This window comes from Deltaproteobacteria bacterium, assembly GCA_019310525.1.
GTDB lineage: Bacteria > Desulfobacterota > DSM-4660 > Desulfatiglandales > HGW-15 > JAFDEE01.
Genome location: JAFDEE010000010.1, coordinates 20,619 through 36,688, shown reverse-complemented (window position 1 = coordinate 36,688; position 16,070 = coordinate 20,619). Strand labels below are relative to the sequence as shown.

Below are 16,070 nucleotides of genomic sequence, written 5' to 3'. Positions count from 1 at the left end.
CAGGTGGGGATCCCGAATTTGGGCAACACATAAGCCTGAAGCACGACCCAAGCCACGATGATCAATAAAAACCATAAAATACCCATGGGATTGTAGCCTTTCCTTTCCATCTCAGGTGATTATTCGGCGGATCCCCTCTTCAAAGTACGAAAGGCTCACCGAGTGTGTTGTGCAGCACACGGCTGCATGGGATCATCATGCTCAGGAAAATCCTCCGGATGAAGATGAACAGGACGATGATAACACCCCCAGACCTCCTCCCGATCCCTGCACGGAGCTGGAAAAAGAGGAAAGGAGGCGGCTGGTATCCTGACTGCCGCATTTCGGACAGATTCCCACCTCATCTTTCTTGGAGCTGATGACCAGTTCTTCAAAAACTTTACCACAATTATTACATTTGAATTCAAAAATCGGCATTAATCACATCCCTCCTTGGTCTGGTCATTGGGATCTCTCTGGTATGAGAGTATATAACACGAAAAAGGTTACAATTTTTCAATCGGGTTTGAATTCATAATTTATAAATTCCTCCGGGTTTTTTTGGGGGGGCTCCCATTCGATTCCGGAAAGGTGGTAATTTCAGGAGATCCACCCTGAAAAAACGATCGAACCCGGCCCCTCCCTGTACTTTTGATATGATCGACGTTTCCAAAAGCAACGGAGATTTTTGTTAACAATAAGATTTTTCTGGTATTTTTCAACCTGTTTGATAAAATTTAAAGGAAAGTTTTTTAATTGAGGGGGCTTATTGTAGAGATGAAAATACTTATTTTGGGTGGCAGCGGCATGCTGGGATCAGAGTGCAAAGGGGTTTTGGAAAAAGAGCATGAGATCGTGGCTCCAAGCCGCAAGGAACTGGACATTATCAGTTGGGACATGGTCATCGATGTATTGAACACAATCTCTCCTGACATAGTGTTGAACTGCGCGGGTTTCACGGACGTAGACGGTTGCGAGACGGAAGATTTCCTGGTTCGCAAAGTAAATGTGGAGGGACCCAGAAACGTGGCGCAGGGTTGTGCCCGTTTTGATTGCAGGATGATCCATATTTCGAGTGACTATGTGTTCAACGGCCAAAAAGGTATTCCTCAACCTTACTTTGAAGACGATTCAACAGATCCTATTTCCGCCTATGGTAAAAGCAAGATGGAGAGCGAGGTCGCCGTAAGGGAAAATGCTCCCAATTACATCATCCTGCGGACGGGATGGCTTTACGGGCGTTATGGCAAGAATTTCATTACTTCCCTTCTCTCCAGGGTATTCGCAAACGAAGGTAAGCCCATCAAAGTGGTCAGTGATCAAATCGGCTGTCCGACCTGGACTTACCGGCTTGCCTTACAGATCCGTGAATTTATAAATAGTGATGCGAGGGGGACCTATCATGCAACCTCCGAAGGGTATTGCAGTCGATTCGATTTTGCTTCCCGTATCCTTGAAAAGCTGGGAATTAAGGCTGATCTTGAGCCATGCAGCATCCGTGATTTTGATTTGCCCGCGGCGAGGCCCATCAACTGCATCCTGGAAAACAGGAGGGCCAAAAAACAGGGTCTGAATATCATGAAAGACTGGCGGGAAGACCTTGATCTCTTCCTGGAAGCCTTTGGGGATGAACTGATCCGAAAGGCACGGGAAATGAAGGATTAGAGGAAAGGGAGGGGGAGTGAAGGGGAACCGTTGGATATATATCCTTGTTTTGCTCTATGTCTTATGGCCGATGGATCTCTTGCCGGACATCGCCATTGGGCCTGGATGGCTTGACGACATCCTGCTGCTCGGGATCCTTGGCTGGTATCATTTTGTTTACAGGAAACGGTTGGAGGGAGCAGGCCGGGGGCAGGGGAGAGAATATAGTCGGGATCAAGAAGAGGGTTTCAAACAGGGCAGAGATTCCGGCGAATCGACCCGTAAATTCGGTAAAAAGGACCCCAGGGAGATCCTGGGAGTAAGCCGTAATGCGACCCGTGAAGAGGTCAAGAGGGCTTACAGGAAGCTTGCCAGTCGTTATCACCCCGATAAGTTGACCCATCTGGGGGAGGAGTTCAGGGTCCTTGCCGAGAGGAAGTTCAAGGAAATCCGGGAGGCCTATGACGTATTGATGTCAGGGAAATAAGCCTTCGGATCCCGAGAAGGATTCGAGGTTCGGAAAGGAACAGACGGGAATCAAATTGTCCGACCGATTAAGGCCCCTTCCGAGATGGCCTGTTTCGCGCCCCGGGGTTCAAGACAATCCCCGATACGGTGGACAGGGATTCCAAGGTCCTTTATGGCCTCGTAAAGTCGATTGTCGGGCTTATTGCCGATGGCGACGATCACCCGTCCAGCCTCGATAAAGGTCTCCGCTCCCTCGGCATCCCTGACCACTACTCCATTGTCTTCCACGCGAACCAGTTTATGGCGGGTCTTGAATTTTACCCCGAATTTTTTCAACTGGGAAAGAAGGACCTTTCGGGTGATAGATTCAAGGGCTTTTGCCACCTCGGGGAGTTGTTCTACGACGACCACTTCACATCCGTGCTCTGCAAGGTGATGAGCGACTTCGCATCCCGTGGCACCCCCTCCAATAATAACCGTTTTTTTTGCCGAGGGTTTGCTTCCATCCAGTATCCGTGTCAAGGGGAATACGATGGGCCTGTCAATTCCCGGAACCTCAGGGATAATAGGGATGGATCCAGTGGACAGGACAATCACGTCCGGGTTTTCCTGTCGAATAATGTCCGGAGTCACTTCACAGTTCAAGTGGGTATGCACACCGTATTTTTTGATCTGTTTTTTCTGGAAATTGATCAGGGTGAAAAGTTCCTTCTTGTAAGCCGTGGTGCTCCCAAGATTCAGTTGACCGCCAAGAACGGACTGTTTCTCGTAAAGATCCACCCTGTGTCCCCGTTTCGCCGCCACCCAGGCCACATTCAACCCTCCAGGACCTCCCCCCACCACCATTACCTTTTTAGGTACCGGCGCCGGTCGGATTTCCATTTCCTTCTCTCTTCCCAGCGTGGGGTTCACCAGACATTCAATTCGGCCCTTTCGGAAGATGGATTGCATACAGGTATTGCAGGCGATGCAGGTACGGATGTCATCCAACTGCCCGGCCTCCGCTTTTTTGGGCATTTCAGGGTCAGCCAGGAGCCCCCTTCCGATACAGACCAAGTCGGCCTTGTTCTCTGAAATGATAGCATCTGCAATAAGGGGATCGTTTATTCTACCGACAGCCATTACCGGCACGTTGAGAGATCTCTTGACCTTCGCCGCGGAATCCGCAAGGCAGGCCTTTTCCATGAACATGGGCTGACAGATCCATTCGGGAGTACCGTCGTTCCCTGCCGATATCTGTACAACGTCCACCCCGGCCTCCACGAGCTGACGGAGAATTTCAATGCTTTCTTCCACATCCAGGCCGTTGGGGACGAATTCCTGGGCGCTTATTTTGAATGAAAGGGGAAATTCATCACCTACCCGTTTCCGAATTTCCCGCACGATTTCCTTTGCAAAGCGGGTCCGTCCGGTGATGTCCCCGCCGTATTCATCTTCCCGGATATTCGAGAATCTGGATAGAAATTGATTGATGAGATAGCCGTGTGCGCCGTGGATTTCGAGGAGTTCAAAGCCTGCCTGTACAGCCCTCTCCGCGGCGTCCCCGAATTTCTCTACAATCTCCTGTATGGCATCGATGCTCAAGGGTTCGACCTCGCCCCGGATGGTCGGGCAGGGGAGACTGGAAGGGGCAAGGGGCTTCCTCTTGATCACCCGGGCGGATGTCTGTCGCCCGCCATGATGGATTTGAATGGCGGGAACCGTTCCCTCGGCCTTCATGACCGCAGCGATTTTTGCAAGGCCTTCGATGAACCTGTCATCATAGATGCGGGCCTGGTGATTGGAGACGATCCCTTCAGGTGATACCGCATGGGCTTCCAGTATCACCATGGCCGGTCCGCCTGCGGCGCGCTTCCGGTAGTGTTCTACGGTCTTGTCCGTGATGGAGCCGTCGTCCTCGATAAGGAAAGAAGCCAGGCCGGGCATCACGATTCGGTTCTTGAGATTCAACCCCTTGATTTTGAATGGAGAAAACAAATGTTCCAGCATGGTCATCATCTTCCTCTTAAATGATGTTTTTTCCCTCCCCTTTCCCTGGAAAAGGAAGCTCTTTTTCAGACGATAAGGAGGTAACCTTAAGGTGAATCAATCGGGTATGTCAAACAAAAATCATTAAGGCATTGGGGTCATAAGGAAGCTCCGTAAATTACTCATTCACAAAGGAATCCCATATGTTGGGAAATGAAGGCCCCGCCTTCCCTGGATAATTCCAGACGGGCAGATCGGTTTTGGTTCGGCCTAAAAGAGAGATTGTGTCCGTTCTTCGATGCCTCATTCTTTGTTGAGGTTTTCAAAAAAATCGTTTCCTTTGTCGTCGGTGATGATAAAGGCTGGGAAATCCTTCACGGTGATCCTGAAAATGGCCTCCATCCCCAGTTCAGGATATTCCAGGGTTTCCACCGCGGTAATACATTCCTTGCCTAATCGTGCCGCAGGGCCACCGATAGAGCCGAGATAAAAGCCTCCATTCCTCCTGCAGGCCTCCTTGACCTCCCTGGAGCGGTTCCCCTTGGCCAACATCACAAGGGATCCCCCGTGTCTCTGGAAAAGATCCACGTATGGATCCATTCTTCCCGCAGTAGTCGGGCCGAAGGATCCCGAGGGAAATCCTTCGGGCGTCTTTGCCGGGCCGGCGTAATAGATGATGTGGTCCTTGAAATACTGTGGTAGATCTTCCCCCCTGTCCAGGCGTTCCTTCAGCTTCGCATGGGCGATATCCCTGGCGACGACCATTCTGCCCGTGAGTTTCAAGGGAGTGGCCACGGGGTGTTTGCTCAGGAAGGCCCTGATCTCGTTCATAGGACGTTCAAGATCCACTTCGACCACTTCTTTCTTGAGTTCCGGGATTTCGGTAAGAAAACGGGAAGGTCCCCTATCCAGTTTTTCAAGAAAAAGGCCTTCCGCGGTGATTTTCCCCTTGATGTTCCTATGGGCGCTGCAACTAACTCCGAGCCCCACAGGGCATGAAGCTCCATGTCTTGGGAGCCGTATGACCCTTACATCCAGGCAGAAATATTTACCCCCGAATTGGGCCCCTGTACCCAGTTTGCGGGATTCTTTAAGCAGTTCCTTTTCAAGTTCCCTGTCCCTGAAAGCCCTACCTCCCTCGTTCCCTTCCCCGGGGAGTGTATCCAGATAGCCCGTGGTGGCCAGCTTTACTGTCTTCAAGTTGAATTCCGCCGAGGTTCCTCCTACGACATAGGCGAGATGATAGGGGGGGCAGGCCGCGGTTCCAAGCGTTTTCATTTTTTCCACCATGAATTCCAGAAGGGTGGGGGGAGACAGTATCGCCTTGGTTTCCTGGAAGAGGAAGGTCTTGTTGGCTGATCCTCCTCCCTTGGCGATGAAGAGGAAGTCATAATGGTCTCCCGGGACGGCCTGGATTTCAATCTGGGCGGGAAGGTTGCAGCCCGTGTTGATCTCTTCATACATGGTAAGAGGAGCGTTTTGTGAATAACGAAGGTTGTTTCGGGTATAGGCGTTGAATATCCCCTTGGAAAGGGCCTCCTCGTCGGAACTCTCGGTCCAGATCTGTTGTCCCTTTTTGCCCATCACAATGGCCGTACCCGTGTCCTGGCACAGGGGAAAGACCATCTCCGAGGCGATGACCGCATTTTTGAGCATCTCAAGGGCAACATACTTGTCGTTGTCCGATGCCTCGGGATCTTTTAGGATGCTCGCCCATTGCTCCAGATGGGACGTCCTCAAGAGATGGGCGGCGTCGGTAAAGGCCTGTTCCGCAAGGAGGGTGAGGGCCTGGGGTTCCACGAGAACGATATCTTTCCCACGAAATGTATCGCCGGACACCCACCGGTCGGTCAGGATCCGGTAAGTCGTGGCATCCTCTCCAAGGGAAAAGATTTCCTGGTAGGTGAATTTCTCGGTCATGTCGGCCTCCGCTAGACTGAGGGGCGATCGAAGGGCCTGAGATAGTGCCCCCGTCGATGTAAAAGTCCCCATTCTTAACGAAAGCAGGCCCGGGGGTGCATATCCACCGGGCCCCTTCTTCAGGCCTGCCCTAAAGGTCGGTTCAACCACCCAGACGCTTCATGTCTTCGATCAACCCACGCACGGCATTGGCTGAATGTTGAAGGGCCGCTTGTTCCTCCTCGTTCAGGTTGATTTGGATAATTTCTTCCACACCGTTTTTTCCAAGCTTGACGGGGACCCCGATGAAAAGATCGTTGATCCCGTATTCCCCCTCGAGGTAAGCGGCACATGGCAATATCTTCTTCTTGTCTTTCAGGATGGCCTCGGCCATTTCCACCGCCGCCGAGGCAGGAGCATAATAAGCGCTTCCGGTCTTAAGGAGATTTACGATCTCCGCACCGCCGGTTCTGGTTCTCTCCTCGATGGCCTTGATTCGATCCGGGGGGAGAAGTTCGGTGATGGGAATGCCTGCTACAGTTGAATAGCGGCTGATCGGCACCATGGTGTCGCCGTGGCCCCCGAGTACGAAGGCGTGGATGTTTTCCACCGAAACATTGAGTTCCATGGAAATAAAGGTGGAAAAGCGGGCCGAATCCAGCACCCCTGCCATTCCCATTACCCTGTTCTTGGGAAAACCGCTCACGTCAAAGGCCACATGGCACATGGCGTCCAAGGGGTTGCTCACGATGATGAGGATGGATTCCGGGGCTACGGCCGCCACTTCCCTCACCACGGATTGCATGATCCCCATGTTCGTTGAAAGGAGATCATCCCGGCTCATTCCAGGTTTTCTGGCAATTCCCGCAGTAATGATGATGATATCGGAATCCTTTGCGAGGGAATAGTCATTGGTGCATCCGGTTATCCGAGAATCATGTTTTTCGATGGGGGCGGCTTCGGCCATATCCAAGGCCTTTCCTTGGGGTACCCCGTCCAAGACATCAACAAGGACCACGTCCGCCAGTTCTTTTTCCACCAATCGCAAGGCGGCCGTTGCGCCGACATTGCCGGCTCCGACAACGGTTACTTTTCTCCTCATGATGAGACTCCTTTTGGGTTTGTGTTGGAAATTCCCGGTTAGTGCCCATCCATTCCGCTCACGTCGCCCCCCTGCAGGCAGCGGGAAGCTTCATTTCATGGATGGAGACCAATTACCCCTTAAGTCGGGGTTGACTATAAATCCTCTTGATAACCAAAGCTCGCCTTGATGTACTCCCGGTTGAGACGGGCGATGTTGGTAATGGAGATTTCCTTGGGACACACCGCTTCGCATTCTCTTTCGTTTCCGCAGTTTCCGAAACCCAGTTCATCCATCTTCCGCTGCATGGAAAGGGCCCGCCTTGCGGCCTCGGGTTTCCCTTGGGGCAACAGGGCAAGGTGGGAGATTTTGGCCCCCACAAAGAGCATGGCGGAAGCATTGGGGCAAGCGGCCACACAGGCGCCGCACCCGATGCATGCAGCGGCGTCCATGGCGCGTTCGGCCACATCGGGAGAAATCGGGATGGTATTGGCTTCGGGTGCCCCACCAGTATTGACGGAGATATATCCTCCCGCCTTGATGATCTCGTCCATGGCGCTTCGGTCCACCACCAGGTCCTTGATCACCTTGAAGGCGCGGGCCCTGAAAGGTTCAATCACCAGGGTTTCCCCGTCCTTGAAGTGACGCATATGAAGTTGACACAGGGTGGTTCCCTTCTCCGGGCCATGGGGGATGCCATTAACCACGCTTCCGCACATGCCGCAGATCCCTTCGCGGCAGTCATGATCAAAGGCCACCGGCTCTTTCCCCTCCAGCATCAGCCGTTCGTTCAGGACGTCGAGCATCTCCAGGAAGGAGAGGTCGGTTGAAACATCCTTGAGTTCATAGGTCTCAATGCGGCCCTTATCATCGGGCCCTTTCTGTCGCCAGATTTTCAAGGTGAGGTTGATGGACTTGCTCATTTGTAACTCCTCTGGATCAGCTCTACATTCTCGAAGACGAGGGGTTCCTCATGGAAAGTCGGCTCCTTCCCGTCTCCGTTGAACTGCCAGGTAGATACGTAGCAGCAGGTTTCGTCGTTTCTAAGGGCCTCGTTGTCCTCCGTCTGGTAAGCCTCATTGAAGTGGCAACCACAGGATTCCCTCCGCTGAAGTGCGTCTTCCACCATGAGTTCAGCGAATTCCAGAAAATCCGCAACCCGTCCGGCCTTTTCAAGGACCTGGTTGAATTCGCCGGGGGTCCCTGGAACGGTGACGTTCTCCCAGAACTCCTCGCGCAATTGGGGGATCTTTTTCTTGGCCTCCTGCATGTCCGCATCATTCCTGGACATGCCGCAGTTGTTCCAAAGGAGTCGGCCCAATTCACGGTGAAAATCGTTTACGGTTCGCCGACCCTTGATGGAAAGAAGGCGGGAGATTTTTTCAGCAACGGCCTTTTCCGCCTCTTTGAATGCGGGATGGTCTTCTTTCACATCAGAGAGCAAGGTTCCTGCCAGATATCCGCCAATGGTGTAGGGAATGATGAAATAGCCGTCGGCCAGGCCCTGCATCAGGGCGCTTGCGCCCAGCCGATTGGCCCCGTGGTCGGAAAAGTTGGCTTCGCCAAGGACGAAAAGGCCCGGTATGGTACTCATCAGGTTGTAGTCGACCCAAAGGCCTCCCATCACGTAATGGACGGCAGGATAGATCATCATGGGGGTCTCATAAGGGTCTTCTCCGGTAATCCTTTCATACATCTGGAAGAGGTTTCCATACTTTTTGCGGATGACTTCTCTCCCGTCCCGCTTTATAGCGTCCCTGAAATCAAGGTAAACCGCATAGCCTGTAGGTCCCACACCCCGCCCTTCGTCGCACACGGCCTTGGCGTTCCGTGAGGCCACATCTCTCGGGACCAGATTCCCGAAGCTCGGGTACTTTCTCTCAAGGTAGTAATCTCTCTCCGAATCGGGAATGTCGTTAGGGGCCCGCTTGTCGCCGGGGTTCTTGGGGACCCAGACGCGGCCGTCATTTCTCAGGCTTTCACTCATCAGGGTGAGTTTTGATTGATAGGTGCCGTGTACGGGGATGCAGGTCGGGTGAATCTGCACGAAAGAGGGGTTGGCGAAAAAGGCCCCCTTTTTGTAAGCCCGCCAAGTGGCCGTCACGTTGCCGCTGTTTCCGTTGGTGGACAAAAAATAGATGTTCCCGTAACCTCCCGTGGCCAGGACCACGGCATGGGCGGCATGGCTCTCCACCCTGCCGGAGATCAGGTCCCTGGTCACGATTCCACGGGCATTCCCGTCGACGAGCACCAGGTCCAGCATTTCGTGCCTGGGAAACAATTGGACCTTTCCTGCGTGGACTTGTCTCATCAAGGCCCCGTATGCCCCCAGGAGTAGTTGTTGTCCGGTCTGGCCCCTGGCGTAAAAGGTCCTGGAGACCTGGGCGCCCCCGAAGGAGCGGTTGGCCAGAAGCCCACCGTATTCACGGGCGAAGGGAACCCCCTGGGCCACGCATTGATCAATGATGTGGTTGCTGATCTGGGCCAGCCGGTAAACGTTGGCCTCGCGGGCCCGGAAGTCTCCCCCCTTGATGGTGTCATAGAAGAGACGCCAGATACTGTCACCGTCTCCAGGGTAATTCTTGGCGGCGTTGATTCCGCCTTGTGCAGCGATGCTGTGGGCCCGCCGGGGACTGTCCTGGATACAGAAAGTTTTCACGTTGTATCCGAGTTCAGCGAGGGTAGCGGAGGCTGAAGCCCCCGCAAGGCCGGTGCCCACCACGATGATATCGAATTTCCGCTTGTTGGCCGGGTTGATGAGTTTCAATTCGAAACGGTGTCGATCCCACTTCTTCTCCAGGGGACCCGCCGGGACCTTGGAGTCCAATTGCATTTTTGCCCCCTTATAATGTAATCATCAGGTAGATTGGAATGGATCCGAAGCCGATTCCCAGAGCGAAACTGAACAGGATGCCGACAGTCCGAATAATGGGCATATACTTCGGATGGTTGAGCCCCAGGGTCTGAAATCCGCTCCAGAAGCCGTGACTTACGTGAACAGCGGCGATGATAACACCGATGATATAGAAGAGCACATAGCCGATCTGGGTGAAGGTCTGGGTCAGGATGGTGAAGTCGTCGATTCGTGTTTTATCCACGAAACGAAAGGCCAGCAGGTGAATGATCAGGAAAACCAGGAGTAAAATTCCAGTATATGGTGCGGTCGCCGAACCAATGCTCCTTCCCCCGGCGCTCTTCTTCATAACATACCTGACGGGACGGGCCCTAAGATTCTCCACGAAGAGCCACATCCCGATCACGATATGAACAACGGCGAAGATCACCAGTCCCCATTCCACTATGGTGATAAGAAAACCCAGGGAATGGAGGTGTTCCACGTAAGAGAGAAAGGTGCTCTTTCCACCGTAAACGGTCAGATTGCCGAGAAGGTGAACGGCCAGAAATCCACAAAAACAGAGACCGGTCACGGCCATCAGAAGCTTTTTCCCTATGGAAGAACTCAATGTCCTGAAGATCCAAATCATTTCCTCTAACCCCTTCAAGGAGTTCTCGTGGGAAGAAGATGTCGAAAACAGGGCTCAAAGACTCTTGCACACCTGCTCCAGGGCGGCCGCCATGGCTTCGTCCTCTTTCCTGATGTCTTCAAGGGTCTTTGGCTTGATCGAAGCGGGTTTCTCTTCAAGCCCGTACTTCCATTTCAGGAACTGCTCGCCGGTGGTCGGGTACAGGGCCACGATCAGCAGGTCGAAATCGTCCTTGATCAGGTCCTTGAATTTTTCCCTTACCTTATCGAGTTCCGGCTCCAGGTAATCCGCGGCCCGGCCGGTCACCGGTGTTTCACCCCGCTTGTACCCCTTCAGGACGATCTTTTGTACTTCCGGGTCCACAGGCGTCGGCGTCTTGCCGTAAAGGCCGTAAACCAGATCCTTGACTTCGTTGGTAACCATCTTGTACTTTCCGAAGAGCACGTTCAGGACCGCCTGGACCCCCACGATCTGGCTCGTGGGTGTCACCAGGGGCGGCGTTCCCAGCTCCCGGCGGGTCACCGGGACTTCTTTGTAGACATCGTCCAGGCGGTGAAGGGCCTTGGCCTCCTTGAGCTGGCTGACGAGATTGGAAATCATGCCGCCCGGCACCTGGTGAAGCAGCACACCTGTATCAATCACTGACATCTTGTGCTTGGCCAGATAGTCCCGGTACTTGGGGGCTACCGTTTCTATATGGTTTCCCAGTTCCAGGAGGAGATTCAGGTCGAATCCCGGATCCCGATCCGTTCCATACAGGGTGGCTACCAAGGGCTCCACGGCCGGCTGGGAGGTCCGCAGGGCGAAGGGGGCGAGGCACGTATCCACGATATCCACCCCTGCCTTGATGGCCTCCAGATACACCATGGAAGCCATACCGCTCGTATAATGGGTGTGGAGATGGATGGGAATGGTGATCACCTTTTTGAGTTCCGTGATAAGTTTTGAGATGTCGAATGGCGACATGATCCCCGCCATATCCTTGAGGCACAGACTGTCTGCTCCCATGTCCTGGATTTCTTTGGCCTTGCTGATGTAATATTCCAGGTTGAAGACATCTCCACCCATTCTTCTCTCTGTAAGACTGTAGCAGATAGTGCCCTGAAAATGCTTTCCATTGGCTTTGATGCGTTCTACGACCGTTTGAAAGTTCCGGAAATCGTTCAAGGCGTCGAATACCCTGAAGATGTCCATCCCCGCCTCACAAGTCTTATCGACGAAAAGTTTGGCTACGTCGTCCGCATAGTTCCGGTAGCCCACCAGATTCTGGCCCCTCAAGAGCATGGAAAAGGGGGTCTTCTTGATATATTTTTTCAGGGTTCGGATCCGATCGAAGGGATCCTCCCCCAGGAATCGGTGCATGGTATCAAAGGTGGCTCCACCCCAGACCTCCATGGCCCAGAATCCCACCTCGTCCATTTTCTCGGCGATAGGGAGCATGTCCTCGGTGCGCATTCTGGTGGCTAAAGTGGATTGGTGACCATCTCTGAAAGTGTTGTCCTGGATTTTGATGGGATTTTTCTCTCCTCCTTCCATGAATTGATTCATGAGAAACCTCCATTGATAAATGTGTATCGTTTCAAACGGTGGAAAACGCGTTCCCCCCAAGAATCGGCACCGTGTTATTTTTCCCGGAAAACAACGGCAGGCCCTTTCAATGGAGAGGAGCCGATAACTCATTCCGGATGAACACGGCAGGATATTCCTATATAATGAAGGCTGAAAAATGACAACTTATTTTTATCCGCCTTCGCATAAGACCACGGGCTTGTCCGTGGATGAATGTGTAAACAATTGTTGTGCTATGGCGTGATGTCGTCCAAAGCCTAAGGCGGATAACCGCGGCGTAGCCGAAGGCGAAGACGGGTATTTTGGGGGTCCACGGGTTTACCCGTGGGGCTCTATCGAACCCAGTGACCATCCAACTTGCCTCGGTTCCGGTTTCCATTGTCGGGGATCGAGATCGACCCGGCATCCGAAAAAGGAATTCGCAACACCTTGAAACTGGGAGGCTCTTTCCGCCGATCTATTACGGTCTTTCCGGGGTCGAGATTTTTCCCGATGGATTAGATTCCGAGGTAGGCTTCTTTCACGTGGTCGTTCGATATGAGTTCCTGTCCTGTTCCCCCCATAAGTATGCGGCCGTTTTCAAGGACATAGGCCCGGTCACACATGGCCAAGGTCTGTCTCACGTTCTGTTCTACAAGAAGAACCGTCACTCCCTCCCGGTTTACTTTTTTCACCATTTCAAAAATTTCGTGGACGAGAATCGGGGCCAGCCCCAGGGAGGGTTCATCAAACATCATGAGCCTTGGAAGGGACATGAGGCCCCTTCCGATGGCAAGCATCTGCTGCTCTCCACCTGAAAGGGTCCCGGCGAGTTGTTTTTTGCGTTCCTTGAGCCTTGGGAAAAGCCCGTAGACATAATCGATGGTTTCGAAGCGCTTGGCCTTTGCCTCTTTCCTGAGGGTCCCCATAATCAGGTTCTCCTCCACACTCATTTCAGGAAAAAGGCGTCTTCCCTCAGGCACATGTACGATCCCGTGGTCTATGATTTTATAGGGGGGCAATTGGTCCAGCCTCACGCCGTTGAATTCAATGGTTCCTTTGCGGGGTTTGAGTAAGGATGAAATCGTCCTGATGGTTGTGGACTTACCGGAGCCGTTTGCTCCGATCAACACCAGGATTTCTTTCTCCCTGACCTCGAACGAAACATCCCACAGGACCTGGAGGTCCCCGTAAAAAACGTCTATTCCATTGACCTTAAGCTGCATATTCCTCTCCGAGATAGGCCTCGATAACGGCCGGATCGTTTGCGACTTCTTCCGGGGTGCCCTCGGCGATCGTCTGTCCGAAATTGATGGCATGGATACGGTCCGAGATCGTCATGATGACTTTCATGATGTGTTCGACGATCAAGACCGTGATGCCGCTGTCCCTGATCCTTTTGATCAATTCGATCGCCTCGTCCAATTCCGAAGGGTTCAATCCCGCCGCCGTCTCATCCAGCAGGATGAGCTGGGGTTTCGTGGCCAGCGCCCGGGCGATCTCAAGCCTTTTCCTTCCGGCGATCGGAAGTCCCTTTGCCATTTTGTCTTTTTCGTGGTGTAAATTGCAGAACTCCAGGACTCTGTGGGCCTCCCTTTTGGCCTCCTTGATGGAATTCACGCGGCAGAACGCTGAAGCCGTCACGTTATCGAGGACCGTCATCCGGGAGAGGGGTTTGACGACCTGGAAAGTCCTTCCGATCCCAAGATGGCAAATCTGGTAAGTCTTCATGCCCACGATACTCTTGCCTTTGAACAGGATATCCCCTCCGTTGATGGAATAATACTGGTTGATGCAATTGAATATCGTGGTTTTGCCGGAACCGTTAGGACCGATGAGACCGAAAATTTCACCCTTTTCCACTTCGAAGGAAACTTTTTGGACGGCCTTCAGTCCGCCGAACCGTTTCTCAAGCCCATCCAATTTCAGGAATGCCATGATTCTCTCCTTGGGTTATTGTCGGCTGGTGCTTCTCCTCGTCGTCCAGAACTTGATTCTTTCCCAGTCTCCTACCACGCCATTGGCGAGAAACATGATCACGAAGATGACCAGGAGTCCGAATACCAAGGCATGGGCCTGGCTAATCCATTTGGGGGCCAATCCGAAGAAGGCGCTTCGGAAGGTCTCCTGGACCCCTACCATGATGAAGGCCCCCACTGCAGGCCCCAGGATGGTGGCTACCCCGCCGACGATTCCGACCAGAATAGCCATTATGGAGATATAGTGAAGGGAAAAAACCACGTGAGGATCGATGAAGGCCATGTAATTCATATAAAAGGCCCCGGCCGTCCCAGTAAAAAAGGCACTGATAAGCAGTGAGATGTTTTTGTACAGGCTGGTGTTGATTCCGAGGGACTCTGCGGCGTCCTGATCTTCCCTTATGGAGATGAAATAGTATCCCCATTTGGATTGCATGACCAAATGGATGACATACACGCAAAGCCCTGCAAGGGCCAGGGCCATATAGTAATATGGAATCTTGCTCCTGAAGGTCTGAATGATAAGAATTCCCACCATGCCGTCAGTGAGGCTTTCCCAGTTGGTGGCCACCAGGCGGATGATTTCCCCTCCGGCGAGGGTGGCCAATGCGAAATAGGGCCCCCTGAGCCTGAAACAGACCCATCCCACGAAAAGCCCGAGGATCATAGCCACGATCCCTCCAAAGAGCATGCCCCACCAGGCGGAAAGACCCAGCTTCGTTACAAAGATACCAGCGGTGTATGCACCCGTTCCGAAGAATATGGCATGTCCGAAGGAAACCTGCCCTGTGTATCCCGCCAGGAGGTTCCAAGAACTCCCCACGACCACCCATATCAATGCAATGATCACGAGGTGCTGATAGTAGTCCGATCGAACCAACCATGGAAAGATCAAGAAAAGGATTCCAAACACGACCAATGAAACCGATTTTCTGTTCATGGCGTCCTCTAGATTTTGGTCAAGCGTTTCAGACCCCCGGGCAAGAAGACCAGGACGAGCACGAATATCACGAAACCGATCATTTCCTTGTACCCCATACCGATGTAGGTCGCCCCAAGGGATTCGGCGATACCTAAAACGAGTCCGCCGAATATTGCTCCCACCGTACTTCCCAATCCACCGAGAATCGTGATCACGAAGGCCTTGAGGGTGAAAGGGCCGCCGATATCAGGGAAGAGGTAGAAAATCGGGATCAGAAGACTGCCTGCAGCCGCTACAAGGGCCGAACCCAGGCCGAAGGTGATAATGGTGATCCTGTCGCTGTTTACTCCCATCAGGGTGGCCGCCTCTTTGTCCTGTGCCGTGGCCCTTATCGAACGCCCGATATCCGTCTTGAGCAGAAACCAGAACAGGCAAACGGTAAAAGCGATAGCGAACAGGAAAGCCACGCACATGGGGACGTTGAAGGAGATGTTTCCCAGGAAAAAGGCCGAGGAGCTGTAGGAGGTCTTGACGCTTTTATAATCCGAAGAGAAGATGAAGCGGGCGATCTCCGTAAGTACCATGCCTATTCCTACGGTCATCAGGACCTGGTTTTCAGGGAGAATGGATTCCACCTTCATCAAGGGATTCAGGAGGAATTTCTGAAGGAAACAGCCTAAAAGAAACAGGGCCGGCATGGTTACCAGGAGAGAGAAGTAGGGATCAATGGAGAGATAGTGTGAGAATACAAAGGTGATGTACATGGCCACCATCATCAATTGGCCGTGGGCCAGATTGATGATCCCCATCACCCCCATGATCAGGGTCATGCCGATGCCGATCAGGCTGTAAATCCCGCCGATGAGAATACCGGCCACAAGGGTCTGCAGGAAGACGGCCATCTCGTTATCCTTTCATGCAAGGGCGGTTGTTTCGGGCATTCAATCCTTGAATCAAAAAGATTCAGGATTGGATGGCAACGGGAAGGAATCCGGTTTCCCGGGTTTGGCTTTTGCGCCCGAATTTCACCCCAACCATCAGGAAGGAAGAGAAAAAGCGAATCCGGGAGTAATACAGATTCCTTTCGGTGGGACGCC

General features: G+C 52.8%; 14 protein-coding genes. 2 read left to right on the top strand and 12 right to left on the bottom strand.

All coding sequences use genetic code 11. From position 1 onward, the window contains the following. Positions 1-201: 201 nt before the first annotated feature. Positions 202-417 carry a zinc ribbon domain-containing protein gene (locus tag JRF57_02575; GenBank protein ID MBW2302578.1) on the bottom strand — a complete coding sequence of 72 codons (216 nt, stop codon included), beginning with the start codon at positions 415-417 and terminating at the stop codon, positions 202-204. A 339-nt stretch (positions 418-756) separates the two neighbouring features. Between JRF57_02575 and rfbD the strand changes: the two genes are divergently transcribed. Both rfbD and JRF57_02565 read left to right on the top strand, forming a co-directional pair. After that, positions 757-1,644, top strand: a complete 888-nt coding sequence (gene rfbD, locus JRF57_02570; protein ID MBW2302577.1) for a dTDP-4-dehydrorhamnose reductase — start codon at positions 757-759, stop codon at positions 1,642-1,644. Between the two features lie 70 nt (positions 1,645-1,714). Further along, a complete protein-coding gene (locus tag JRF57_02565) occupies positions 1,715-2,110 on the top strand; it encodes a J domain-containing protein (protein ID MBW2302576.1) in 396 nt (131 codons plus the stop codon). A gap of 50 nt (positions 2,111-2,160) precedes the next feature. On the opposite strand, the gene JRF57_02560 is transcribed toward JRF57_02565, so the two are convergent. From JRF57_02560 to JRF57_02510, 11 genes are all read right to left on the bottom strand, one after another. Next, positions 2,161-4,080, bottom strand: a complete 1,920-nt coding sequence (locus JRF57_02560) for an FAD-dependent oxidoreductase (protein ID MBW2302575.1) — start codon at positions 4,078-4,080, stop codon at positions 2,161-2,163. 282 nt (positions 4,081-4,362) lie between these two features. Next, the gene (locus tag JRF57_02555; GenBank protein MBW2302574.1) at positions 4,363-5,979 is read right to left on the bottom strand and encodes a fumarate hydratase; all 1,617 of its coding nucleotides are present in this window, start codon (positions 5,977-5,979) and stop codon (positions 4,363-4,365) included. Positions 5,980-6,121: 142 nt separating this feature from the next. Next, a complete protein-coding gene (gene mdh, locus JRF57_02550) occupies positions 6,122-7,060 on the bottom strand; it encodes a malate dehydrogenase (GenBank protein ID MBW2302573.1) in 939 nt (312 codons plus the stop codon). Between the two features lie 134 nt (positions 7,061-7,194). Then, positions 7,195-7,962 carry a succinate dehydrogenase/fumarate reductase iron-sulfur subunit gene (locus JRF57_02545; protein ID MBW2302572.1) on the bottom strand — a complete coding sequence of 256 codons (768 nt, stop codon included), beginning with the start codon at positions 7,960-7,962 and terminating at the stop codon, positions 7,195-7,197. Then, entirely contained in the window at positions 7,959-9,872 is a 1,914-nt protein-coding gene (locus JRF57_02540; GenBank protein ID MBW2302571.1) for a fumarate reductase/succinate dehydrogenase flavoprotein subunit, read from the bottom strand. Before JRF57_02540 ends, JRF57_02545 begins: the two co-directional genes overlap by 4 nt. 10 nt (positions 9,873-9,882) lie before the next feature. After that, a complete protein-coding gene (locus JRF57_02535; protein MBW2302570.1) occupies positions 9,883-10,524 on the bottom strand; it encodes a succinate dehydrogenase cytochrome b subunit in 642 nt (213 codons plus the stop codon). A 54-nt stretch (positions 10,525-10,578) separates the two neighbouring features. Beyond that, positions 10,579-12,072: a pyruvate carboxylase subunit B gene (locus JRF57_02530; GenBank protein ID MBW2302569.1), complete on the bottom strand. Its 1,494-nt coding sequence runs from the start codon at positions 12,070-12,072 to the stop codon at positions 10,579-10,581. Positions 12,073-12,590: 518 nt separating this feature from the next. Next, positions 12,591-13,298, bottom strand: coding sequence for an ABC transporter ATP-binding protein (locus tag JRF57_02525; protein ID MBW2302568.1), 708 nt, complete (start codon positions 13,296-13,298; stop codon positions 12,591-12,593). Further along, the gene (locus tag JRF57_02520) at positions 13,288-14,010 is read right to left on the bottom strand and encodes an ABC transporter ATP-binding protein (GenBank protein MBW2302567.1); all 723 of its coding nucleotides are present in this window, start codon (positions 14,008-14,010) and stop codon (positions 13,288-13,290) included. The genes JRF57_02525 and JRF57_02520 overlap by 11 nt, the downstream gene beginning before the upstream one ends. Before the next feature lie 15 nt (positions 14,011-14,025). Continuing rightward, on the bottom strand, positions 14,026-14,991 hold the full coding sequence (locus JRF57_02515; protein ID MBW2302566.1) for a branched-chain amino acid ABC transporter permease: 966 nt from the start codon (positions 14,989-14,991) through the stop codon (positions 14,026-14,028). 8 nt (positions 14,992-14,999) lie between these two features. Further along, positions 15,000-15,875 carry a branched-chain amino acid ABC transporter permease gene (locus JRF57_02510; protein ID MBW2302565.1) on the bottom strand — a complete coding sequence of 292 codons (876 nt, stop codon included), beginning with the start codon at positions 15,873-15,875 and terminating at the stop codon, positions 15,000-15,002. Between the last annotated feature and the right edge of the window lie 195 nt (positions 15,876-16,070).